The sequence below is a fragment of the Alkalinema sp. FACHB-956 genome (genome assembly GCF_014697025.1).
Classification (GTDB): Bacteria; Cyanobacteriota; Cyanobacteriia; order Leptolyngbyales; family Leptolyngbyaceae; genus Alkalinema.
Genome location: NZ_JACJRC010000001.1, coordinates 506,944 through 530,822, shown reverse-complemented (window position 1 = coordinate 530,822; position 23,879 = coordinate 506,944). Strand labels below are relative to the sequence as shown.

The 23,879-nt window shown below is 51.9% G+C and carries 22 protein-coding genes; 12 read left to right on the top strand and 10 right to left on the bottom strand.

What is annotated here, in order from left to right:
* Nucleotides 1-52: 52 nt before the first annotated feature.
* On the top strand, nucleotides 53-1,537 hold the full coding sequence (gene gltD / locus H6G21_RS02155; protein WP_190569983.1) for a glutamate synthase small subunit: 1,485 nt from the start codon (nucleotides 53-55) through the stop codon (nucleotides 1,535-1,537).
* A gap of 61 nt (nucleotides 1,538-1,598) precedes the next feature.
* Here the strand turns inward: gltD and H6G21_RS02150 are convergent, their stop codons facing one another.
* Nucleotides 1,599-1,739, bottom strand: coding sequence for a hypothetical protein (locus H6G21_RS02150; protein ID WP_190570541.1), 141 nt, complete (start codon nucleotides 1,737-1,739; stop codon nucleotides 1,599-1,601).
* Between H6G21_RS02150 and H6G21_RS02145 the strand changes: the two genes are divergently transcribed.
* Complete coding sequence (locus H6G21_RS02145; RefSeq protein ID WP_242041587.1) at nucleotides 1,738-2,571, top strand: Uma2 family endonuclease; 834 nt, start codon at nucleotides 1,738-1,740, stop codon at nucleotides 2,569-2,571. The two genes, H6G21_RS02150 and H6G21_RS02145, sit on opposite strands and share 2 nt — an antisense overlap.
* 47 nt (nucleotides 2,572-2,618) lie before the next feature.
* Nucleotides 2,619-3,401: a Uma2 family endonuclease gene (locus H6G21_RS02140; RefSeq protein ID WP_199306962.1), complete on the top strand. Its 783-nt coding sequence runs from the start codon at nucleotides 2,619-2,621 to the stop codon at nucleotides 3,399-3,401.
* A gap of 36 nt (nucleotides 3,402-3,437) precedes the next feature.
* Here the strand turns inward: H6G21_RS02140 and H6G21_RS02135 are convergent, their stop codons facing one another.
* Complete coding sequence (locus H6G21_RS02135) at nucleotides 3,438-4,454, bottom strand: leucine-rich repeat domain-containing protein (RefSeq protein WP_190569979.1); 1,017 nt, start codon at nucleotides 4,452-4,454, stop codon at nucleotides 3,438-3,440.
* Nucleotides 4,455-4,567: 113 nt separating this feature from the next.
* Here H6G21_RS02135 and H6G21_RS02130 point away from each other — a divergent pair, with 113 nt between their 5' ends.
* The 7 genes from H6G21_RS02130 (at nucleotide 4,568) to H6G21_RS02100 (ending at nucleotide 12,456) form a co-directional block, all read left to right on the top strand.
* Nucleotides 4,568-4,912, top strand: a complete 345-nt coding sequence (locus H6G21_RS02130) for a hypothetical protein (protein WP_190569977.1) — start codon at nucleotides 4,568-4,570, stop codon at nucleotides 4,910-4,912.
* Nucleotides 4,913-5,087: 175 nt separating this feature from the next.
* Complete coding sequence (locus tag H6G21_RS02125) at nucleotides 5,088-5,258, top strand: hypothetical protein (RefSeq protein WP_190569975.1); 171 nt, start codon at nucleotides 5,088-5,090, stop codon at nucleotides 5,256-5,258.
* Between the two features lie 876 nt (nucleotides 5,259-6,134).
* A complete protein-coding gene (locus tag H6G21_RS02120; protein WP_190569973.1) occupies nucleotides 6,135-7,934 on the top strand; it encodes a hypothetical protein in 1,800 nt (599 codons plus the stop codon).
* Nucleotides 7,935-8,163: 229 nt separating this feature from the next.
* Nucleotides 8,164-8,676, top strand: a complete 513-nt coding sequence (locus H6G21_RS02115; RefSeq protein WP_190569971.1) for an adenine phosphoribosyltransferase — start codon at nucleotides 8,164-8,166, stop codon at nucleotides 8,674-8,676.
* Between the two features lie 213 nt (nucleotides 8,677-8,889).
* Nucleotides 8,890-9,936 carry an ABC transporter permease gene (locus tag H6G21_RS02110; RefSeq protein ID WP_190569969.1) on the top strand — a complete coding sequence of 349 codons (1,047 nt, stop codon included), beginning with the start codon at nucleotides 8,890-8,892 and terminating at the stop codon, nucleotides 9,934-9,936.
* Between the two features lie 394 nt (nucleotides 9,937-10,330).
* Nucleotides 10,331-10,642, top strand: coding sequence for a hypothetical protein (locus tag H6G21_RS02105; protein WP_190569967.1), 312 nt, complete (start codon nucleotides 10,331-10,333; stop codon nucleotides 10,640-10,642).
* A gap of 587 nt (nucleotides 10,643-11,229) precedes the next feature.
* Complete coding sequence (locus H6G21_RS02100) at nucleotides 11,230-12,456, top strand: GAF domain-containing sensor histidine kinase (RefSeq protein WP_190569965.1); 1,227 nt, start codon at nucleotides 11,230-11,232, stop codon at nucleotides 12,454-12,456.
* Nucleotides 12,457-12,525: 69 nt separating this feature from the next.
* Here the strand turns inward: H6G21_RS02100 and H6G21_RS02095 are convergent, their stop codons facing one another.
* The 6 genes from H6G21_RS02095 to H6G21_RS02070 all read right to left on the bottom strand — a co-directional run bounded on the left by H6G21_RS02095 (nucleotide 12,526) and on the right by H6G21_RS02070 (nucleotide 20,804).
* On the bottom strand, nucleotides 12,526-13,260 hold the full coding sequence (locus H6G21_RS02095) for a 2-phosphosulfolactate phosphatase (protein ID WP_190569963.1): 735 nt from the start codon (nucleotides 13,258-13,260) through the stop codon (nucleotides 12,526-12,528).
* A gap of 53 nt (nucleotides 13,261-13,313) precedes the next feature.
* On the bottom strand, nucleotides 13,314-15,179 hold the full coding sequence (locus tag H6G21_RS02090) for a M3 family oligoendopeptidase (protein WP_347277962.1): 1,866 nt from the start codon (nucleotides 15,177-15,179) through the stop codon (nucleotides 13,314-13,316).
* A 75-nt stretch (nucleotides 15,180-15,254) separates the two neighbouring features.
* The gene (locus H6G21_RS25565) at nucleotides 15,255-15,461 is read right to left on the bottom strand and encodes a DUF433 domain-containing protein (protein WP_190570488.1); all 207 of its coding nucleotides are present in this window, start codon (nucleotides 15,459-15,461) and stop codon (nucleotides 15,255-15,257) included.
* Between the two features lie 95 nt (nucleotides 15,462-15,556).
* On the bottom strand, nucleotides 15,557-16,000 hold the full coding sequence (locus H6G21_RS02080) for an HNH endonuclease signature motif containing protein (RefSeq protein WP_190569961.1): 444 nt from the start codon (nucleotides 15,998-16,000) through the stop codon (nucleotides 15,557-15,559).
* A 3-nt stretch (nucleotides 16,001-16,003) separates the two neighbouring features.
* Nucleotides 16,004-16,258, bottom strand: coding sequence for a hypothetical protein (locus tag H6G21_RS02075; protein WP_190569959.1), 255 nt, complete (start codon nucleotides 16,256-16,258; stop codon nucleotides 16,004-16,006).
* A 64-nt stretch (nucleotides 16,259-16,322) separates the two neighbouring features.
* Nucleotides 16,323-20,804: an NACHT domain-containing protein gene (locus tag H6G21_RS02070; RefSeq protein WP_190569958.1), complete on the bottom strand. Its 4,482-nt coding sequence runs from the start codon at nucleotides 20,802-20,804 to the stop codon at nucleotides 16,323-16,325.
* Nucleotides 20,805-20,837: 33 nt separating this feature from the next.
* On the opposite strand from H6G21_RS02070, the gene H6G21_RS02065 reads away from it, so the two are divergent.
* The gene (locus tag H6G21_RS02065; protein ID WP_190569956.1) at nucleotides 20,838-20,978 is read left to right on the top strand and encodes a hypothetical protein; all 141 of its coding nucleotides are present in this window, start codon (nucleotides 20,838-20,840) and stop codon (nucleotides 20,976-20,978) included.
* Between the two features lie 287 nt (nucleotides 20,979-21,265).
* A complete protein-coding gene (locus H6G21_RS02060) occupies nucleotides 21,266-21,484 on the top strand; it encodes a hypothetical protein (protein ID WP_190569954.1) in 219 nt (72 codons plus the stop codon).
* Between the two features lie 232 nt (nucleotides 21,485-21,716).
* Here H6G21_RS02060 and grxC read toward each other — a convergent pair whose 3' ends face one another.
* Nucleotides 21,717-21,974, bottom strand: coding sequence for a glutaredoxin 3 (gene grxC, locus H6G21_RS02055; protein ID WP_190569952.1), 258 nt, complete (start codon nucleotides 21,972-21,974; stop codon nucleotides 21,717-21,719).
* Between the two features lie 113 nt (nucleotides 21,975-22,087).
* Nucleotides 22,088-23,788, bottom strand: coding sequence for a GTPase HflX (gene hflX, locus H6G21_RS02050; RefSeq protein WP_242041586.1), 1,701 nt, complete (start codon nucleotides 23,786-23,788; stop codon nucleotides 22,088-22,090).
* Nucleotides 23,789-23,879 lie beyond the last annotated feature (91 nt).

Below are 23,879 nucleotides of genomic sequence, written 5' to 3'. Positions count from 1 at the left end.
TCTCGCCCCTCTCTTTTCCCCTCCGCCCTTACCGATCTACGAAACATCAACCATGGGAAAACCAACCGGCTTTATTGAATTCCTCCGCGAAATTCCCGCAGAAGTTGCCCCGATCGATCGTCTCCGCAACTGGGATGAGTTCCACCTCGAAATGCCCGAGGAAAACCTCCGCACCCAGGGTGCCCGCTGTATGGACTGCGGCATCCCCTTCTGCCACACGGGCACCATCATCAGCGGCATGGCCAGCGGCTGCCCGATTAACAACCTAATTCCCGAATGGAATGACCTGGTCTATCGCGGTCTCTGGCAAGAAGCCCTCGATCGCCTGCACAAAACCAACAACTTCCCCGAGTTCACGGGCCGCGTCTGTCCCGCCCCCTGCGAAGGCTCCTGTGTCCTCGGCCTCAACAACCCCCCGGTGACGATCAAAAACATTGAATTTTCCATCGCCGAAAAGGGTTGGGAAGAGGGCTGGATTACCCCCCATCCCCCCAGCAAACGCACCGGAAAACGGGTGGCCGTCATTGGGTCTGGCCCCGCCGGACTCTGTGCTGCCGCCCAACTCAACCTGGCGGGTCATGAAGTGACGGTCTTTGAACGCGCCGATCGGCCCGGTGGCTTGCTCATGTATGGCATCCCCAACATGAAGCTGGATAAGGAACAGGTTGTGCTGCGTCGGCTGAATATTCTGGAAGCCGAAGGCGTCAAATTCATCTGCAATACCGAAGTCGGCAAAGACTTCCCCGCCGAAAACCTCCTGAGCGAATTTGATGCCACCATCCTCTGCACCGGAGCCACCAAGCCCCGCGATCTGCCGATTCCAGGCCGTGAGTTGCAGGGTATCCACTTTGCAATGGAATTCCTCACCGCCAACACCCAAGCCCTTCTCGATGGCCAACCGGGTAACGATTACATTTCCGCCGCTGGCAAAGATGTCGTCATTATCGGTGGCGGTGACACCGGAACCGACTGCGTCGGCACCTCGCTACGCCAAGGATGCAACAGCCTCGTGCAGCTAGAAATCATGCCCAAACCTCCATCGGAGCGGGCTGCTAACAATCCCTGGCCGGAATGGCCCAAGGTCTACAAAATGGACTACGGCCAAGAAGAAGCGGCGGCTGTTTACGGCGACGATCCTCGGGTCTACACCACCACCGCCACCCACTTTGAAGGAGATGACAACGGCCAAGTCAAAGCCGTCCACACGGTTCAAGTGGAATGGACGAAGAACGACCAAGGCCAATTCATTCCCAAACCCATTCCCGGCACCGAAAAAGTGCTACCCGCCCAACTCGTTCTGCTAGCCATGGGCTTCCTCGGCCCCGAGCAACCGCTCCTGGATGCGCTGGGGTTAGAACGGGATGGCCGCAGCAACGTCAAAGCCGACTACGGTCAATACACCACCAGCATCCCCGGAGTCTTCGCCGCAGGTGACTGCCGCCGGGGCCAAAGCCTAGTCGTCTGGGCCTTCAACGAAGGTCGAGGGGCTGCCCGCGAATGCGATCGCTACCTCATGGGCAGTACTGACCTCCCCTAAAGACCGATCGCGCCCATTATCGCGCCTATTACTGAAACTTTCTGAATCCCCCGTGATTAGGCTACTGGTACGTTCCAGCCACCCGATCGCGGGGGATTTTGCCTAATGCTAGAATCGCGGTATTGCAGCCTAGGAGCCGTTCGCCCATGAACCAACCCATCACCCCTACCCCGCTGCCTTGTATGGGTTCTTTACCGACCATGCATGACCTTCCTAGCGACGACCCTCTGGAGCCCGGTTTGCCCGACGAATTTCATGGAATCCAACCCCAACTACTGGCAGAAACGCTAAGTCTTCAAGACTACGCTGCCAGCGAGATTTTCTGCGCCTTCGACCTAAACCTCTACTACGACCCGAACAATATGGGCTGGTACAAGCGCCCCGATTGGTTTTTAGTCGTGGGTGTACCGCGCTTATATCGAGGCAAAACCACCCGCTCCAGTTACGTCACCTGGGACGAGCAAGTCAATCCGGTGATGGCGATCGAATTTCTGTCGCCCGGAACCGAAGCAGAAGACCTGGGGCCGTTTGCACCCAAACCCCTACCACCGACCCAACCCGGTAAACCACCCAGTAAGTTTGCGGTTTACGAGCAAATTCTGCAAATTCCTAATTACTTGGTGTTTAACGAAACCGATCGACGATTACGGTATTTCCGATTAGTTGATGGACGTTATGCCGAACAAGCGATCGCGCCTCAAAATCCGCTGATTTGGATACCTGAAATTAAGCTAGGACTGGGACTGTGGACTGGGATTTTTCGTGGCATTCCCCAGGAATGGCTACGCTGGTGTGATGCCCAAGGCAATTGGTTACTGACTGAAGCTGAAATAGAACGACTAGCCAAAGAACGGGAACGGCTAGCCAAAGAACAGGAACGACTAGCCAAAGAACAAGCAGAACTCCGTGAACAACAGGAACGGCAGGCGAAAGAACAAGAGCGACAGGCGAAAGAACAGGAACAACAAGCCCGAGCACGGCTCGAAGCCTATCTCCGTTCTCAAGGCATTGATCCCAACAATCTCCCTGAATAGCCCCCAATGCTAGAATCGCGGTATTGCAGCCCAGGAGCCGTTCGCCCATGAACCAACCCATCGCTACCACCTCGCTGCCTTGCATGGATACCTTACCGACCATGCATGACCTTCCTAGCGACGACCCTCTGGAGCCCGGTTTGCCCGACGAATTTCATGGAATCCAACCCCAGCTACTGGCAGAAACGCTAAGTCTCCAAGACTACGCTGCCAGCGACATTTTCTGCGCCTTCGACCTAAACCTGTACTACGACCCGAACAATACGGGCTGGTACAAGCGCCCCGATTGGTTCCTCGTTGTCGGCGTCCCCCGTTTGTATCAGGGGAAAACCACCCGTTCTAGCTATGTGACCTGGGACGAGCAAGTCAATCCGGTGATGGCGATCGAATTTCTGCCGCCCGGAACCGAAGCAGAAGACTTGGGGCCGTTTGCACCCAAACCCCTACCACCGACCCAACCCGGCAAACCACCCAGCAAATTCACCGTCTACGAGCAAATTCTGCAAATTCCTAATTATTTAGTGTTTAACGAAACCGATCGACGATTACGGTATTTCCGATTAGTTGATGGGCAGTACGAAGAACAAGCGATCGCGCCTCAAAATCCGCTGATTTGGATACCTGAAATTAAGCTAGGACTGGGACTGTGGACTGGGATTTTTCGTGGCATTCCCCAGGAATGGTTACGCTGGTGTGATGCCCAAGGCAATTGGTTACTGACTGAAGCTGAAACGGAACGACTAGCCAAAGAACAAGAACAACAAGCCCGATCGCGCCTCGAAGCCTATCTACGATCGCAGGGCATCGACCCCGAAAATCTCCCGGAATAGCTCGATCGTAGGCTAGTTGTCTAGTTCCTGGATTGTTTAATTCCCTGATGCAGCAGGCAACTGATGGTAAGCACAAACAGCCCCCGATCGTAACGTTGGACAAGGGTTCTGCTTCATCGGTATCCCCAATAACTCCAACCGCTTCAACCCCACCAACGGCAACAAATCCTTCGCTCCCGCCTCCGTCAGCAACGTATTATTCAACGTCAATACTTCCAGTCCAATCAATCCAGCCAGCGGACGCACATTCTCCACTAGGTTGCCATCCAGCCGCAATTCTCGCAAATAGGTCATCAGTGTCAACGGCGACAAATCCCGCACCCGATTCCCCTGCAACGCTAACGAAGTCAAATCCTTCAACGCTGCTAAAGCCGAAATATCCTGAATTTGATTATTCTGTAACGATAGCGATCGCAAACCCTGCAACCGCGCTAACGGCGTGATATCCGTCAGCCCCACCCCATCCAACGTCAAACTCGTCAGCTTCGGCAAGCGATCGATTGCCCCTAACTCCTTGACCGCACTGTCCCGAATCACCAACGTCTTCAGATTCACCAAACCAGCCAGCGGCGACCAATTTGCGATCGGATTCCGACTCAAAACCAATGTTTCCAGCGTCGTCAGCGTACCCACAGGCCGCAGATCCCGAATGCCCGTTCCCGATAGGTCCAACACCTTCTGCTTCGCTAAGCCCTGAGCCGCCCGATCGCACTGAGTCGTCCCCGCCACCCGCAGCAGCACATCCATCGTGTGACGACTCTCTGCTGATAACTTACCCCGCTGCCCACACATCCCTTGAAACAGAGCATTACGCGCCCCCACTCCAGATTTCTTCCCCGTCTGCTGAGATGAACTGGGCGACTTTTGGCTGGGCTTTTTCCTTGGAACAGACTTTTTCGTCGGCGTTTTCAACCGTACCTGAGTAGTTTTTGCAGAAGTCGCCTTTCCCTGGCCCGAGGGGGTAGCTGCCTGTCCTGCCTCTGCCCCCATTCCAACGAACCCACCCAGCAAAATTCCAACCATCAAAGGAAAAAAAGAGCCTCGACCCACCATAACAAACCCCTCAATCAAATCCCACAAAACCTAACAGGATTCTTAAAAACCTGAGCATCAAGCCCGATCGACCCGACAATGATAGCCTGTCACAGCCTTGAGGAATCACCTTCATGGCCTATTTTTGTACACTTAACCTCGGACAAAATCTTTACCTCGACAATGACCAACACAACACGATCGTCACCCTTACCCACAGCCTGGGCGAAACTAGCCCCACCCGCCAAATCCTCCCCACCGGAACCTGGCAACTTCCTCCAGAAGTCTGGAAAACCCGCCAAGGCATCATCATCAAACTAACCACCGTCCAACAGCGCTATTTCCTCCTCATCCAAGGCAACTGGGTACACCTCCTCAGCAGCCCTCTCAATCTCAACAACGCCCTCCGGCTACCGCTCCTCAATCCCGACCAACCCACCGACCCAGCGCCTAACTGTTTTACCCAAGCACAGTGCTAAAACAGCCTAAAAGTTAAAACAGCCTAAAACGACCCAAGAACAACACTAGGTCAATCCAACTACAACGCTAGACATTCTCCAACGAGACAATTAGCCCCGACTAGATCCGACGATCGAGAGCCCATTTCAAGCGAGCCCCCTCGATCGTCCTTCCCAATCTCCCTAGCAATCTCCCTTGCTAGAAATTGCTTGTGCCAAAAATTCCTCCCCCTCCACCAACACCCCCGACGGCATCCAAATTCACCCGACCGAACCCCATTCACCCCCTCCCCATTCCACCCATTCCAAAATTCCCGCCAACCACGCCATCACCCTCGATTCGCGACGGGAAATCCCCAAAGCCTAAACCTAAATCCAGCAAGCATCACAACATTTTTCAAAATACCTGAACAATCAAAATTTTGATTACTAAAACTCGATCGAATAATCAACCAGAACAATCAAGTACATCCTCTCCAGAAACTACAAGTAAACACCAGCCAACAACATCACACCCGCAAATCTCACTTTCTCATAAAAGACTCTATTAAGACTCATCTTGAGTCTCAAATAAGAATAACCGCGAACAGCGTCTCGAGTGAGACTCAAAGTGAGTCTTGAAATGAGTCTCAAAATAGCTGATGAGATGAGCTTCACGATGGCTGTTGCGATCGAAGCAAACGGCAAACTCAAAATGCCTCATGCCTCATACCAAAGCAATTGATCAATGCTGCAAATCTGAGCTGCAAATCTAAGCTATAAATCTGATTTCCCACCTCCCCCGCACTACATGCCGCTGGGCTAGAAAACCTAGGAGAGACAAGAAACTTTCTCCAAGTCCCCGTTTGCTTGGCGTAGCCTCTCAATACCTTGGCGTAGCCTCTCTGTAGGGGATGGCAGGATTTAAGGAGATCTGTCGAGGTGTTATGCAGATCTAACACACGATCGATGCCTAAAATAAATATTGAAATCAAAAATCAAACAATACATGAATAACTACTGGAATAACTAAATCGCTGTACGTTAAAAACTAGGTACGATCGAATACCTTCCAAACATAAAACACAACTCCAAACAAACCTCCCTCTCACCCCTCCCTTCTTAAAAAATCGATCGGAAATTATTAAGCTCCTCATATATTTCAGTAAAGATCAGCCCCCAACCGACCCAGCCTCCCACTTAAAAGCTAAATTTTGTTAGGGGATGCATTGAGAACGCTCGTAACCTTGGAGAGGTGACCCAGATGCTCTACTTCATCGTGACCTGGTTCCTGCTAGCGATCGTCTCCTGCACGATCGGCATTGGACTACTCACAGACCTCAACATTCCAGCCTTTCCCAAAGAAGGCGATCGCGCGATCGTGGCCACCTGGCTCGGCATCGTCCTCCTCAGCGCCACCCTCCTCGCCACCTCCCTGGTGCTCCCCCTCACCCCCTGGGTCGGCCTCGCCATCGCCGGACTTTGGTGTAGCGTCAGCCTCCTCCGCCCCCAACCCCGATCGCACCTGCGGCACCTGTGGCAACACCTCCGCCCCCACGGTGGGCTCCTCCTTGGCCTCGCCGCGATCGCCGCGATCTCCACCAACGGCCAAGTCCTCTGGCACGACACCGGCTACTACCACTACAGCGTCCTGCAATGGCTCGGTCAATACGGATCCGTCCCCGGCATCGCCCTCCTATTTAACAACCTCGCCTTCACCTCCGCCTGGTTCGCCCTCGGTGCCCCCCTCAACCCCGCCGCCCTCAACGCCCAAGTCAGCGCCGTCACCAATGGCTTCATCCTCTGGCTATCACTCTGCCATGCCAGCCTCGTCTGGCCCCGCCTCTGGCAACGACGCGCCAGCCTCGCCGACCACTTCATCGCCCTCTATCTCCTGGCTGCCCTCCCCATCGCCCTCTTCACCAGCCCCCTCAAATCCATCACCATCTCCCCCTCCCCCGACGGCATGATGCTCTTCTTCATCGGCACCGTCGCCTGGGCCATCCTACAAACTGCCACCCCCGAGCCGACCCCCACCCCCAGCCTCCTGGATCCCTGGGACGATCGCCCCCCCGCTGACCCCGCCGACTCTCGCCCCGCCGACTCTCGCCCCGCCGACTCTCGCCCCGCCGACTCTCGCCTAATTGCGCTCGTCTTGGCTGCGGGCACCGTGACCATGAAACTCACCGCCCTCCCCGTCCTCGCGATCGGTCTAGCCTTTTACCTCTGGCAACGGCCCTTCCGCTGGGGCGATCGGCTCGTCGGCCTTGCCACCATGGTCGCCGTCCTCCTGCCCCTGGTCTCCGCCAGCATCGTCACCTCCGGTTGTCCCCTCTATCCCTCCTCCGCCCTCTGCCTAGACCTCCCCTGGTCACCCACTGCCCAAAAAATTACCCAAGTCGCCCAAGGCACCCACGGCTGGACAACCTGGTACGGCCCACCCCCCAGCGGCGTTCATCCCTGGCTCTGGGCCATGTGGAACTGGTTCATCTCCTCCCCAAAAGAACAAATCACCGCGATCGCCATCCTCCTCGCCCTCGTCGGCACCGTCTACCTCTGGAAACACACCGATACCAAAAGCGTGCGATCGGAACTGTGGGTTAGCGCCCTAGGCGTCGTCGGCATCGGCTTCATCATGGCCACATCCCCCTTTTTCCGGTTTAGCGTGCCCTACATCCTGGTACTGCTGGCCCTCATCAGCGCCGTCTGGCTCCACCGTTGGCCCGGTCGCTTTTGGCCCCCAGCCCTTTCCTGGAGCCACCAACCCCCTACTGCGATCGTGCTCTTCATCGCCGCCGTTGTCACCGCGATCGGTCTCAGAAACGCCGCCGGTTGGCAAATTCTCCTCCCCCCGCAAATCAGAAACGACTCCCAAATCGTCGTGCAGCAGACTAACGGCATCATCTACTTCGCCCCCAAGAGTGGCGATATTGTAGACGGGCCAGATAAAAATAAGGATATGTGTTGGGCGGCCCCATTGCCCTGCGCCTACGAAATTCCTGACGATGTGTACCTGCGGGATCCCCAGCGGGGTATTGCAGGCGGCTTTGTCCGGCGACGCTAGGCATAATTGTTAAGCAGGATGGCTAGGCATAATTGTTAAGCATGACTGCTAGCGGTAAATTGCTAGACATCATCGCTAGGAACAGCCACTTCCTCCAGCGACGCCTTCGGGTATCTTCAATATGGTTCAAAGATATGGTTCACAATGGTGCAGGTACAGGCTTCCTCTGTACCGTTGGGCCGATCGTTGATTTTCCGACCTGTTATTCTCCAACTCATTGCCTAATTCCATGGATATTAAAGCCCTGATTCGCGATATTCCTGATTACCCCAAGCCGGGAATCCTCTTCCGCGACATCACCACCCTGCTCCGCGATCCCAAAGGCTGGCAGTACACCATTAACACCCTCGCAGAGAAATGCTCTCCCTTCGCACCGGAGTACATCGTCGGCATGGAATCTCGGGGATTCCTCTTTGGCACGCCCCTCGCCGTGCACTTGGGCACGGGCTTTATCCCCGTCCGCAAACCGGGCAAACTCCCCTCTGCGGTGTATTCCGTCGAGTACGAGTTGGAATATGGCACCGATCGCCTGGAAATGCACCAAGACGCCATTACCCCCGGTTCCAAGGTCTTGATTGTGGATGATGTCATTGCCACAGGGGGCACCGCCGCCGCCACGGCCCAACTGGTCGAGCAGAGCGGGGGGGAGTTAGTCGGGTTTGCCTTCCTCGCGGAACTGACCTTTTTGAATGGTCGCAAGAACTTACCCGACGTTCCGATCGTCTCGCTGATTGAGTACTAGACTGAAGGGCAAGACGATCGGGCCTGTCCAACCGTTGGCTAGCTGTTGGCTAGTTAGGAATCGCTGACTTGCAAGCGCTAACTAGCCAACACAACTGGCAAACGCTAACTGGCAAACGCTGCGGGCAGATCCCCGATCGTGGTTCCCGTTTAACTCCCCACTCACTTCCGAAAAGTTCGTCTCCGAAACGTTCGTCCCAGAGTCTGCAAATCCATGTCTGCTTCTACACCCTCCTTCGATCGCTTCCTGCGGGCCACGGCGGATGCACTGACCAGTGATACCGCCATATACATCATCAAACGGTTACTGCAAGCGGCCCTGACGTTGCTGCTGGCTTCCATGCTGTGCTTTTTGATTATTCAACTTGCACCGGGCGACTACCTCGACGCCCTGCGGGAAAATCCACGCATCTCGCCAGAACGTTTGGAAGAATACAAACGGCAGTTCGGCTTAGACAAACCCTGGGATCAACAGTATTGGCTCTGGTTATGGCAGATTATTAGCAAAGGTGACTTCGGCACCAGTTTCGTCTATAACCGATCGGTCATTTCACTCCTGTGGGAACGGGTACAGGCCACCTTACTCCTCGCCATTAGCTCCCTTGTCGTCACCTGGGCGATCGCCATTCCCATGGGCATTGTCGGCGCAGTCTACCAACAAAAATGGATCGATCGGGTGCTGCGTGTCCTCAGCTACATTGGCCAAGGCTTGCCCAGTCTGATTGCCGGACTCTTGCTGCTGGTGTTTGCCCAAAACACTTCCCCCCTGTTTCCAGTGGGTGATATGACCAGCATTGACCATGACGATCTCACACAGTTAGGAAAGATCATCGACATTGCATGGCACATGATCTTACCCACGATCGCCCTCAGTATTACCAGTTTCGCTGGATTGCAACGCATTACGCGGGGAGAAATGCTGGATGTGCTGCGTCAGGATTATATTCAAACCGCACGGGCCAAAGGTTTACCTGAAAATAAAGTAATCTATGTCCATGCACTGCGCAATGCCGTCAACCCGTTGATCACACTGCTGGGGTTTGAATTTGCGAGTCTGCTGGGTGGAGCCTTTATTACAGAAAACTTCTTCAATTGGCCAGGATTGGGACGACTAACGTTACAAGCAGTGCAAGCCCAGGATTTATACTTAGTCCTCGCCAGCTTGATGATGGGTTCCGTCATGCTGATTCTGGGCAATTTGCTAGCAGATTTGCTGTTGAAGTTTGTCGATCCTCGGATTCAACTCTCCGATATGAACTAGAGACCCCATGAACTAGAGACCCCATGAACTAGACACCCAGGAATGTTGAGGTCACGAACCACCAACCGCTACGTTTAAAAGCATTCAACACAAGCATCCAAAGAGGATTGATGATTTCCATCAATCTTTTTTTGTCCATTGTCATGAATCTGAAGCAACCGTGAATCGAAGCGACCGTGAATCGAAGCAACCGTGAATCGAAGTACCCGCGAATTGAAGTAATCGTGAATGGATGTAAAAGATTCGGGCGAACTCTGGGCCTTGGCCTCACAATAAAAACAGCTTCAACAATCTTGCGGGTCCCTTCCATCGACACAACCAGTTGCACCTTGCTTGCACCTTGACCCAGCGACCCACTTAGCCACCCCTCTACCTAACTAATTTGAGGTAATGCATGTCCGATCGAATCTGGTATGTGATGCGCTCTCGACGGGATGGTCAATACTTAGCCGCTTACCCCAAGGCGGCAGAAGGAACGGCCCGATCGCCCGAGCATGGCTATGTACTGCTATTCAATCAACATGCGGATGCATTGAGCTACGTCAATCGCTTTGCACCAGAGTTGGGCAGCACAGTTGCCGTAGAATCCATGCTGAACCACCAATTATCCGCCTTACTGGAGCGTTGGTCCTTTAAAGGCGTGGGGATTGTCGAAGATCCTTGGATGCCCCAAGTTCAGTTCGCAGTACGCCAAGCAGAGTTCTAGCTGCCAGGTTGCCAGTTCACAACGGTCTTGGCTTATTAACTTGACTCATTAACTCTTGGCCCATCAACTCTCGGTTCATTAACTCTTAGTCCATCAACTCTTGACCTGCAAACCTTTGGCCTGCAAACTTTTACTTCACCAACCTTTTCGGTAGGCTTGTTTGCATGGTTTACCCTAGCCGCTGGATTGCCCTGTTCCAGCAGGCGGGTGTTCGATCGGGGATCGTGGGTGTTCGATCGGGAATCGCCTAGAATCCCATGACTCAGATTCATGAGAAAAATTCTGTAAGCCTGATTGCTGAAAATTAGCTGAAAATTATCGATGTTTGTGGTGCTGCTCTATGGTTTCTCGATAGGAAGTTGCTACAATGCGAGGTGTACTATATTGTTGATCTAATTACTTCTCTAGAGGATTGTGGTTTTCTACAATACAAAAGATAATTTTAAAAACTAAATTTAAGAACAAGAATTGTGTCAAGGGTGCAAAATTTTTTTAAAAATTGTTGTCAATTGTTATCAAGCCTAAGATCGTTGTCAAAGCCACAGGACTTCGTTTTAGCTGCGTGATCAAAGGATAAAGTTTGCTAAATGCAGAATGATCTCAGACAAGTCATATTCTGTGTGCGAGACAGTTTAGACGAGTTCAAAATTTGTGAGACGATCGTCTTCGCCTGTGTAGATGGATTGGGGCTAACGACTTGCGAAATTGTGCTCTGCAATACCGATCGCACCTTAGTGACCGCGCAGTACTCTTACATAGCAGCGTCCTCGCAAAACGATCGCCGTCAAGTGAGTCGAGTGGACTTTCCTCTAGGGGTACAAGTCGGAGAAGAAGAAATGCCACAGATAGGGCAAACAGCGGTGGGTTCCGCCTGGTTGATGATGCCGATTCTAGATGCCTCCGGCAAACTCGGTGAGTTGAAGATCAATCGCGCGGCCCAGTATCCATTCACCGAAGAAGAACAAAGTTGGCTAGAACAAGTCGCCGCAGAATGCGCGATCGCCATTCGTCGCATTCGTTTAAATCAAATTATCCAAACTCAGACTGTTGAACTCAAACGGTTATCCCAACTCCAAGATAATTTCCTCAGCACAGTGTCCTACGAATTGCGGATTCCCTTAGCCAACATGAAAATGGCGATCCAAATGCTGAGCCTCTCACTCAGTCCCAATGAGGTCGCAGCCGATGGAAGCTTAAGTTTCTCACCAGAAACCTTTAAAAAAGTTCGACGCTATTTAGAAGTTCTCCAGAAAGACTGCGATCGGGAAGCAAAACTGATTCAGGATCTCCTGGATTTACAACAACTTGATACCGATACGTTGTCACTCCTCATCTCGGTCATCGACTTGGAGGAATGGTTGCCCTATGTCGTGAATCCATTCTTCAAACGTTTTCTAGAATACGATCTCAGTTGCGAAGTCAACATTGAACCAGATTTGCCCCCCTTGATGTGTGATCAGATCAGCCTCTCGCGGATTGTGGTGGAACTCTTAAGCAATGCCTACCGCTATACGCCCGCAGGCCAACACATTATGATTGCTGCCAAACAGGTGGTGGACGATTCCGAGGAAGAACCCCGACTGCATTTGCAAGTGTTTAACGCAGGTGTGGAAATTCCTCGGGAAGAAATTCCCCGCATCTTTGATAAATTCCACCGCATTCCCAAGCTGGATATCCGCAAACAAGGCGGCACAGGACTGGGGTTAGCCTTGGTGCAACGGTTGGTCAATCGTCTCGGGGGGCGAGTTCTACTAGAAACCAGTCCCGAAGGCACGCAATTCACGATCGAACTGCCCTTCCAAAGCAAAGGTTAGGGCTGCACTGACAGGCTGCACTGATAAACTGCGCTGACAGGCTGCACTGATAAAAAATTGCAAGGGAGACTAGACCCACGAACCATCACTAAACGATCGATGGATAAACGCTCGATCGATCAACGTGGGAACCGTCGTGCTAACGTTCAGTTCAGCAGACAAAGCAACATCCTGAGGAAAGTCCCGTACAATTAATTCCTTACCAGAACTACATCGCTGGATCAGTGCCTTCAGGTTTGGTTGGACGCCTTGATAGGCCAGCATTGCAGCTTGGGCTTCCGGCGATAATTGGCCCTGTAAATAGCTGATAATGGCCCCAGCCCCCAGCCAATCTTCTAAGGACGGACGCAGACTCCCATCGGGCCAGCGCTCCCCAGCAGGAATCACAGCAATCCGACTTCCATAGGTCATGGCAGCCTGGGCGATCGCTTGGCAATTCCGAAAGCATCCCGCCAAGGTCGGGCTCGGTTGTGCTGCCAAACTGAGGGGCGAACCGTTCGCCGAAGGCAGAACCAACCGGGTTCCGGCGGGGATGGTTTGCAACGCGGTCGGCGAGAGAGAATATCCCGAATGGCTGCGTTTGGTCGCCAATTCTGCCCCGATCGTCCGAGCAAATGCCTGGGCAGAGTCATCCTTCCACCCATAGGGAAACACGATCGCACCTTGATGGGTCGCAATTTCAATACAAGTTGAAAAGGACAAAATATCAACAATGATCACCACATCGCTGATCGGGGCTAATTGGGCAACGCCATGCGCTCCCCATTCACAACGAATATCAAACTCTGCCTGATCGAAATCCATGCCCAACCCTATCGCATTTTCCTAGAATGAAATTGGCCTAGAACGACATGCATCTAGTGAGCCAACGCTTCTAATCGGCTGATACTGCGATCGACGATATCCAAGCTGGCCTGCCAAAACTCCGGTTGGCGGATGTCTTGGTTCAGGTGAGTTTGCACCACCGCTTCAGCAGTCATGCTGCCCGTATCCCGTAGGAGGTTGGTATAGAGCTGATTAAACGTTTCGCCGTAGCGTTCTTTTTGGGCGTAGATGCCGAGGCTAAATAAATAACCAAACAGATAGGGATAGTTGTAAAAGCCCAAGCCGGACATGGAGAAATGCAGCTTACTGGCCCAAAATAGCTCGTCATAGCTGGCCAAGCTGTCTTCGTACCAATGCTGCCAACTGTCGCGCATCATCGTTTTCAGCGTATCGGCAATCACAAATCCCTGTTTGCGCCGTTCCACCAACGCTTGCTCAAAGGTGAAGCGGGCGGGAATATTCAGCAAAAAGGTCGCGGCGGCGGTGCCATCTTCCCAGGCGATCGCTAACTTTTCTGCCGTCGTACTCGCTTGGGCTAGGAGGGCATCCCGCACCAGGGTTTCAGCAAAAATGCTCGCGGTTTCAGCCAGCGTCATAGAGTAGTAGGTTTTGTAGGGCGGCAGATCGCGCATGACCCAGTTGTGCCATGCATGGCCCAGTTCGTGGGCGAGGGTCAGCACATTGGTCATGCTGCCGTCGAAGGTCATGAAGATACGCGGCTGGCGCGGTTCGGCAAATCTAGTGCAGTAGGCTCCCGTTGCACGGTGGGGCGTCGGCTTGGCATCAATCCAGCCTTTTTCGGCCATCATCACGGCAAAGTCGCCCATGGCCGGGGTGAGTTGGCGGAAGGCATGGGCAATCAGGTCGATCGCCCCTTCAAAGGGAATCGAGGTCGTTTCTCCGGGGGCGGGTGCCGGGGCAAATAAATCCCACGGTTGCATCGCGTCCACTTGCAGCACCTGACCCATAGCCTTAAGCGCACGCTGGCCGATCGATCGCCGTTGGTAGGTGGTGTCCATCAGCGCATCCAGGGTGGCGCGATCGATGCAGCTTTGGTGGCAGCTTTTATCCAGGTAATGCAGAGGCCGAATTTTGCCGCGCTGTTTGCTCTCCTGTAAGCGCCAGCCGTTGATCGCGTTGAGGATGGCGGCGACGGTGCCCGATTGGCTCTCCCAGGCGGCTTGGGTGCCGTGCCATGCCGCCGATCGCAGGTCACGATCGGGTGAACTTTGCAGGTTAAACGCCTTCGCAAGGCCGATCGCTTCGCCATTCACCTGACATTGCAAGTTACCCGCCAGTTCGGTGTACAGGTTGCCCCAGCTATGCAAGCCATTGACCGCTAGCCCTGTCACCAGTTGTTCTTCCTCCAGGCTGAGCAGTTGGTCTTGCAGTTGGCGATCGTGTTGCAGAGAAAAGCTGAGTTCTTCCAGCAGCGGATCGCGAATCAGTTCTTGGATGAAGGCGTCGTTGACCCGCAGGAGAAACACTTCCAGGGGCTTTGTGGCTTGGCTAAATTCGGCGGAGAGTTGTTGGAGGGTGGGTTTCCATTCACGGGCGCGGGCGTCTTGGGCATCAACGCTGAGGATGGAGGAGATGAAGGTGTGGGTATTACTCAGTTGGTTGCGCAGTTCTGTCCGCCGTTGGTGCACGGTTTTGACTTGTTGCAGGAGAGTGTCGAACTGCTCCGGGGCCACGGTTGCAGCAGTGGCGATGTGCAGGCTGAAGGGAGTGCATTGTTCGGCGAGCTGGGCGATCGCGCTTTGGAGTTGCTCGACGGTGGCGGCAATCTGCGGATCGGCGCTGCTGCTGTAGAACTGGCGGTTGTCCCAGGTTTGCTGTAAGGCGGGGAGGGGCTGGGGGCTGACGGTGGGTGAGGGGGCGGATGGCAGATTCGACACGGCAGTTCTCCAAGATGAAACCCAATATCCATCCTACGCTAAAGGTCCAGGGGTTGGGTTTACAGCAAGTGTAGGTTAAGTTTCGCAAGAAATGTCTTCGGCATCGAGGTCTTCGTAGTCGGCAAGGATTTCTTCAGAGGTCATACTTGCACTAAGGTGTTCTAGAATCATTTCGACTGGGTAGCGAAGGCCACGAATGCAGGGGTTACCGTGGCAGATATCTGGGTTGTGGGTAATGCGTTGTAAAAGATCTGTAGTTGTGTGAGTGGATGTTAATTTGATGTTGAATGATAGATTTATGATCGCTCTTTTTTCAATATTGAATTCTTCATTCTTCGTCCTCTACTGCTCCGAGAGCTTTGAGGGAAACGATCGGTTTACAGACCCATTCTTTTCTGGGCTAACGGATGCGGATAACGTCCTTGGTCGATGAGGATTTGCCGTTCCATGAGGCGATTACGATCGTTAAACCCCAAAATCCTTACGGTGACTTCACCGATCGAACTCACGGGCATGATTGTACTTTGTTCTAACCGAAAATGCTCGCTCCACTGGTCTCGACGGGGATTATAAAACCTGATGAATTCCTGAGTTTCCCAGATAATCGAGCCAATATCACTGCCTTTATAACGGTTACAGAAGATGCAAGCGTAGGCGAGGTTATTTGCTTCGTTGGGGCCGTTATGTTTGAGGCTGATGATGTGGTCGATCGAACAGCCCAAAACAGTATCATCAGAATGAATTAGGCAATATTCACAGAGGCGATCGGCTCGATTGATCACAAGTTGACGTATTTCTTGGGAAATGTAAGGTCTTTCCATTGCCTATGCGGGGTTGAGATGTTGGTGGGCGCGGGCTTTGGCGAGACGGAGCAGGTGTTCGAGGGTCATGTATTGTTCAAGCTCTGCTTTTTCGTCTAAGGTCAGTCCAGCATTTTTTTCGCGAAAAATTAGATCGCTGACTCGTTCTTTTGCGACTTCAGAGGGCTGAAATTCAATTAGTTCTTTAGGTGTGATGCCTGCGGCAAGAAAGTCAATGATTTCGTCGTAAGCGGTGGGTGTGTTGATTGGGGTTGTCATTGTTGTACTCCTGATTAACTAAATATATAGATTTATGATCACTCTTTTTTCCATATTGAATTCTTCATTCTTCGTCCTCCACGGCTCCGAGGGCTTTGAGGGAGGCGATCGTGGCGGGAGTTAAGCCTTTAACTCCAGTAATGTTCATACCTTCATAGGGGCGACGGGGATGGAGAGTTTGTAAACACTTACCTGTTTGAACATCCCAGATGCGAATTGTCTGATCTGAACTGCCACTAATCACCTTAGAGCTATCTTTAGTAAAGGAGGTAGAATGAACACTGTCTCTGTGTCCCTCTAAAGTGTGAAGAAGTTCACCCGTACTCAGGTTCCAGAGCTTAATCGAAAAATCTTGGCTAGCACTTGCTAGCAATCTATCATCTGTAGAAACTGATAATGAAAGAATATTTGCATCATGAGCTATCCATTTTTTAAAACATCTCATATCAGCAGTATTCCATAGTCGAATAATTCCATCGGCACCAGCTGTTAATATTACTTCCCCACTATGAGTAAATACAATAGAGTTAATTCCTCCTTTGTGTTCTTTATATTTGCCAATGCAGATTCCTGTTGAAAGTTCCCACAATCCAATTACTTGATCATCTCCGCCACTGGCAATAAGAGAATCATCCGGACTAATTGCAATAGCCCATAGCCAATTATCATGAGCTTTGAAAACAGATATGCATTCTCCTGAATCTATACTCCATATACGTACCGTTAAATCAGCACCTGTACTAATCAAGAGACTACCATCTGAATTAAAAATAACTGCGTTAACAGGTCGTTCATGCCCAGCTAAAACCTTTAAACATTGACCTGTGTTTAGATCCCAAAGCTTAATTAGTCTGTCAAAACTTGCAGTTGCAATACTGTTTCCGCTCGGGCTAATCGCAACTGAATTGATTCGACTCTCATGTGCAAGAAAAGCCATGTTACGTCCAGTTCTCACATTCAGATTATCGAAATTCATACCTTGCCAAATTCTCAAACCTTTATCTTCACACCCAAGCACTAAGGTTTGTTCATCAGGTGACAAAGAAATTGAGCGTATACCCCCTGTATATCCTTGTAGTGTCGCTATGCATTCTCCGGTTGAAATATCCCAATGCTTGATGGTTTGATCATCACTGCCACTTGTTAATTGCAGACCATTGGGATGAAATGCCACCGCTCGAACCCAATCAACATGACCCAGAAGGATTTTCAAGCATTCTCCACTTTCAACTTCCCAAACCCTAATCGTTTGGTCATAGCAAGCGCTTGCTAGAAGTGTTCCATCAGGACTAAACTTCACAGAATACACTCTTTTATCAGAATGACCTTCTAGGACTTTCAGACATTCACCCGTATCAAGATGCCATAATCTAATAGTTTGATCGCGACTTCCACTTGCCAATGTTCTACCATCAGGACTCAGTGCTAAAGAACGAACCCGATGTGTATGACCACTCAATGATCTCAAATATGTTCCTGTTTCCAAATCCCAGATTCGGATAGACTGGTCAGAGGCACCACTAATCAATACTTTATCCATATCTTGGATAACAACTGCTTCTACGGCTGAAGTATGTCCTTCTAGCGTATGCAAACATTTCTGACCTAACCAGTCCCAGACCTTAATTGTTCTATCATCACTACCGCTGATAATATATTTTTTATCAAGGCTCATAGTAACTGAATTGATGCGGTCAGTATGACCTAGTAAAACTTGAAGACATTTTCCCGTTTTGACATCCCAAACTCGAATAGTGCTATCAAATGCGGCACTAATTAGTAGTGTATTATCTGCGGAAAACTCGAGCGAACGCACCCAATTTGTATGGCCTTTGAAACTGGTAATTAATTGATTATCTTTTGTGTTCCATAAATCAATTGTGCAAATTGCACTAGCTGTTGCAAATATCTTGCCATCATGGCTATAAGAAATCGTAAAGACAGCACCAAAGATTTGAGGAAAAGTAGACTGTTCAAGTACTGCATTCTTAAAGTTAGTCTCGTTCAAGTTCGCATTCACTAAATCTGCATTTCTAATAACTGTATTTGACAAATCTTGTGCGGCCAATGCACTTCTATCAAGTAGAGTCAATAGTGTAGCTGTATTACCACCCAAATAATCGACAACCTTGGGATTATCGTTTCGAGTCGCTTCAATCACAAGTTGAAGAGGATGCGTAGGATTACGTCTAAATGTAGTCAGTATTGGAGTAATCAGTTCTACCAATGCTTTTGTCAGAGTCTTTTTGCCGATTGTTTGATGCAGTTTTTCCAAACTCTCTGTCTTAAAACTTGCTAGCGGAGCCACCTGATCTCGCGTTTCAAAATACTCAGACCAAGTATACTCATGAGGTTCCAATGCCCGATCGATATCCCCTCGCATCTGCGCCAACTCTAGAAAATCTGGTGCTAATGCTCCCAATTCTGCCGCAAACTTAAACGCCACAAAAAACTCCAACAACGATCGATGGGCAGGCGTATAATCCCCCTCGGCATTCCGAATCAGCATCGTCTGACCCATCATGTCGTAATGCCAATGGTCTAAATCCTTCTCCTCTTGCACCGCCGAGCCAAAGAGCTTACGAAGCCGATCGGGGAACTCCCGGTAATTCAAGCTCATACGATCGGTGCTCAACATCTCCCAGGACAATTCGCAGAGAAAATATAACTTATCTGCCATCGAGGTAAACGTGCGTTCCGCCTTGATGTCTCGCTCCATCTTGCGCCGCACCGCATACAAATACACCCGCGACATATCCACCGGCTTCCCCGCTTCAATATCCGGTAATGCTTCTAGAATTAACTCCGTCATCACCGGACGCCTTGCCAAATCCAATAACTGTGGATTACCCATCACCTGATCGACCGTTGCCGCAGCAGCTTGTAACTGCAATACCTGACGGATTTGCCCATCGTCAAATTTTTCTAACTCCAGCACTTCAAACTGTGGTGTTTCTCCTGTCAAATCCCGCGTTGAAGCTTGCAATTCCGCATTCAATAACGCCCTACCTTCCCGCGCCTCTGGGAAATGCTCCGTCCGACAGGTCAAAATCACCTTGGAACCCGGCACTACCACCTTCGCCAGTTCCCAAAAATTATTAATCATCTGCTGCTTATCGACCCGCGCCGCCATTTCGTCAAACCCATCAAAAATCAGCAGCAATTTCCCCATACGGTTCAACTGTTCAAACGCCGAATAGCCGGGAATCGGAATTTCATGCTTGCGGAAAAAGAATTCCGAAAACAACGACTCCACACTGACCGCCTTGGCATAATCCCGCAACGGCACCACGATCGGTAACCGAGGCCGTGCCATTCCCTTCGCTTGGGCTTCGCGATATTGCCGCAACACCTGCGCCGCATAATGCAACGTCAGCCAGGTTTTGCCCGTGCCAAACTCACCCAAAATCGACAAATGTTCCTTGGCCGGATCATCCAACCAGCGATCGAGATAGCCCTCTGTCCAGCCATCCTCCGCCCCATAGCGACTAATGCCCAGCCGCTGATGGGTGATGGGATCAACTTCTTCCTTCGTACAGGCCAACGGCACATAGCGCGCTTCGACGCCCCGCTGCGCAATTTCCGCTGCCAACCAGTCTAAATAGCCCGTAAAATCAGCATCTTGGTCGAGCAACTCGTCCAACGTAAACGCTGCCAACGACTCATAATCCGGTTGTTCTAATACATTCCGTGCTGCCTGGGAAATCCGCCGTGCCGTCACCAGCCAGCCCTCATCGGTTTTCTGCTGGGCCGCAACTTCCGCCAACGATCGCACATCCCGCACGCCCACTTCCCCATCCACCCCGCGCACCAGAATGCGATCGTAGCGACCTCGCCGCACCGGAATGTTAATAATCCATTCAAAATAAGTCGCGTCCCACACCTCATAGGACTCGAACCGATAGCCTAATGTCTCAAACCAACCCCGCACCTGTTGTCCCAGGGCAAAGGCGCGGCAGGACTGGGCTGGGTGTGATGTTGTTGTTGCGGCACCGGAGAGTAGAGCGGGCTGTGCGCCTGCAAGGTTAGCCAGTTCCGTGCGGATGCCTTCCAAGCTGGGCAAGCGATCGAGCCGTTCGTGCAACTGCTGAAGGGTCTGTTGGACGGACGTGACTTGATGGGACAGCATCACCTCGCTGGGATTGCGGGTTTGCTTCGTCACCGTGATAAAGCAGGCGGCAAAAGCGGCTAATTCCCGCTTTGGATCTAACCCGATCGATCGTACGTCTTGCCCGATCGGACTTTGGTCTAAAAACTGTTCCCCCGACGTTAGCCAATGTTGGGCGTTGTTGTCACCGAAGGCCGTTTTAAAAATTTTGCGAATTTCCGACTGACGAAAAATCTCTAAACAGGGCTTGGGTTTGCCCACGCCATATTCCACCAGCGCGTAGGTATAAACCCCATCAAAATCCGCTGGCGGCTGGTCGGGGGAAAGTCCAAGCTGCTTCAAAAGCCGAATCACATGCTCATTGCGTTGCAGCTTATCCTTAACCAGTTGGCTCCCGATCAACATGTCCAGAGCCTTTGCCAGCAGATCGAAAACCATAAGGCAATCGTCCAAAAGAGGGCTATAAAGAGGTTGTCTGCCAGTGTAGCAAATTTACAAAAAAGCCCGATCGATCGCTGGATTTCCGATCGCCCTACGCCCGATCGCCGCACTACGGCAAAGCATCCTGTCACCAAACAATACAAATTGAGCAGTTTTGTAAAGCGGGATTGACAGGAACTCTACTTTTTCGTAGGCTTGTTTTTCATAGCGATCGCCATGGACATCCTTCTTTCAACGGGTCGGCATGAAGCATGGGGTCGCTGGGATCCAAAAATTTAGAGCACTACCCTTTGTTGCTGGACACAACTCTGGGTAGCTATTCCCCCTCGCTGGTGCTACAGCAAGGAGGCTTGTTGAGAATTTTAACATTCGAGCGAGCCACTCTTGTTTGTGATGTCAAACGGGGTGGCTCTAAATTTTTGGGCTTCTTACCAACTCTCAACAGGAGAAGCTCAACAATGGCAAACAGTTCTAGCGATCGCAGCGATCGTGCGGTTCAACCTGAGAAACAACGCTTACAGATCCACTTAATCGGCCACAAAGAATTCGTGCAGGACACAATTAATCAATTCCATGCCCACCGAATTGCAGACAGGATTCACTGGAGTCAACCGATGAAAATTGTTCATTCCGATGGACAATACATCAGCATTCTCAGTCGCGAACGGCAACGGTGATTGCAACGGCAATTGCAACAGTAATTATAGTTATAGTTCATGAAGTTAGGACAGTAGTATCCAGTTCATTCATCTACACTACAGATTCGATCCCCCCGCGCTAAGTGCCGCTGTGCACCGATTTGCAAGCACAAATATGCTTGTCCTAACGATTTTGGCGACTGCTATAATTTCAGCCTCATTTAAAAACCGGGATTTTTAGAAAATCCCGGTTTTTGGGTAGGACTAAAATTTACGCTAACAGGGGATCGAGTTGACCTTTACGATCGAGGGCATGAATATCATCACAGCCACCCACATGTTGGTCATTAATAAACACCTGAGGCACCGATCGACGACCATTGGCCCGCTCAGCCATTTTTGCCCGTCCCGGCTCATCCCCATCCAGGCAGTACTCCGTATACTGCACCCCTTTACTATCCAACAACCGCTTCGCCCGAATGCAAAACGGACAGGTACTCCAGGTATAAATTTCAACATTGGCAGCCATAATTGCGCGTGATTCCCTTTTGTTCAGAATGTCTCGTCCTATTCTAGACGCTCGATCGGCTTTCTCACGGGGCTTTCTTCTGAGATCGCTCACGGGGCTTTTCACGGGGCTTCTCACTGAGCCATGGCATAGCGAACCAACTGACAGAGCCGCTGCCGCAACGTTTCCAGCCCTAACCGCTCCTGCGCCGAGATAAATAACGCATGGGGATATTCCTCCTTAGCCTCCATCAGGCGATCGCCATCCACCTGATCAACCTTGTTAAACACAATCACCGCAGGCCCCGGCGCGATCGGCATCTGCGACAAAATCGCCATCACATCCCGCACCTGACTCAGCCAAGCCGGATGGGATAAATCCACCAAATGCAATAACGCATCCGCCTCCGTCACTTCCTCCAACGTCGCCCGGAACGAATCAAACAATGGTGGCGGCAATTCATGGATAAATCCCACCGTATCCGTTAACAAAATCGCCGATGACTCCTCCATCTCCGCATCCTGAATCACTAATCGCCGCGTCGTGGGATCGAGGGTGGCAAATAACTGATCCGCCGCATAGATCTCGGAATTCGTCAGCACATTTAATAACGTCGATTTCCCGGCATTGGTGTAACCCACGATCGCGATCGTCGGCACCTCCTCATGCTGGCGTTTTTGGCGCATTCTGGCACGATGGGCTTGTAACTGATTCACTTCCTGTTGCAGACGGCTAATCCGTTTCTGAATAGCTCGCCGCTCCGTTTCCAATTTCGTTTCCCCTGGGCCTCGGGTGCCAATTCCCCCACCCAACCGGGACATCGCCTGCCCCCGGCCCACCAAGCGCGGCAGCATGTATTCCAACTGCGCCAACTCCACTTGCAGCTTACCCGCCCCCGACTGCGCTCGCTGAGCAAAAATATCCAGAATCACCTGGGTGCGATCGACCACTCGGATCCCCAACTGCGCCTCTAAATTGCGTCCCTGCACGGGCGATAAATCCCGATCGAAGACAACAAGATTCGCGCCGATCGACTGGGCCACCAAGGCAATTTCCTGCACCTTTCCTTCGCCAACCACCGTTTGGGGATGGGGTCTGGGTCGCTTTTGCCGCAGGGTTTCCAGCACTTCTCCCCCCGCCGTTTCCACCAACCGTCCCAACTCGTCCAGCGTATCCTGGAAGCGCTGCTTCGACAGATCGTTCGTTTGCAGGCCGACGATGAGCACCCGATCGTGATCGCGATCGACCTCTTGAGCCACAAACTGCCGCTGAAAATCCGCCTCCAACTCCTCAACAAACTCGATGAAGTGCTGCGCCAGCAAATCATCAACGGACATGGGATGGGAAATCTGCCAAGCGGTTTCGGGATGGGGCAACAGATGGCAGAGATAGGCTTCTTTGATGTAACCCGTGGCACCCCCACCCCGCCGCTGAAACCCGCTCCCGGTCAAGGTCAACATCACCAGTGCATCTAAGCGTTGCATCGCCATGGCCGTCAGCGCCACTTCCCCTGGGGGGTCTTGCTTCAGTTGCGTGGCCAGACAGCGAATGCCACTCAGCCGTTCGGCCCCGTAGCGCGGCAGTTCCAAGGGCGGAATTTGGGTTTGGCGCGGCGTGCCCACCCCCACCCGGATCACCTGTCCTCGGCGGTTGACATAGGCACAGACTGGCTGACCGATTTCGGTACTCACCGCCGCCAGCCGTTGGGCAAACTCTGGGGTGGTGATGCTATCGATCGGTAAGCGCTGGTGATACAGCCGCTGGAGTTGCTTGAGTTGATTGGTTTTGAGTCCTTGCAGGTGACCGTGAATCGTTTCGATAGGGTACTGAGCCAAACGCGACAAGTTCTATTGTGCTAAACAACCCGGCTGGGGATCAACTCCTTGATCCGCCAAGGGCGATCGCGACGAGCCGCAGAACCCGTTA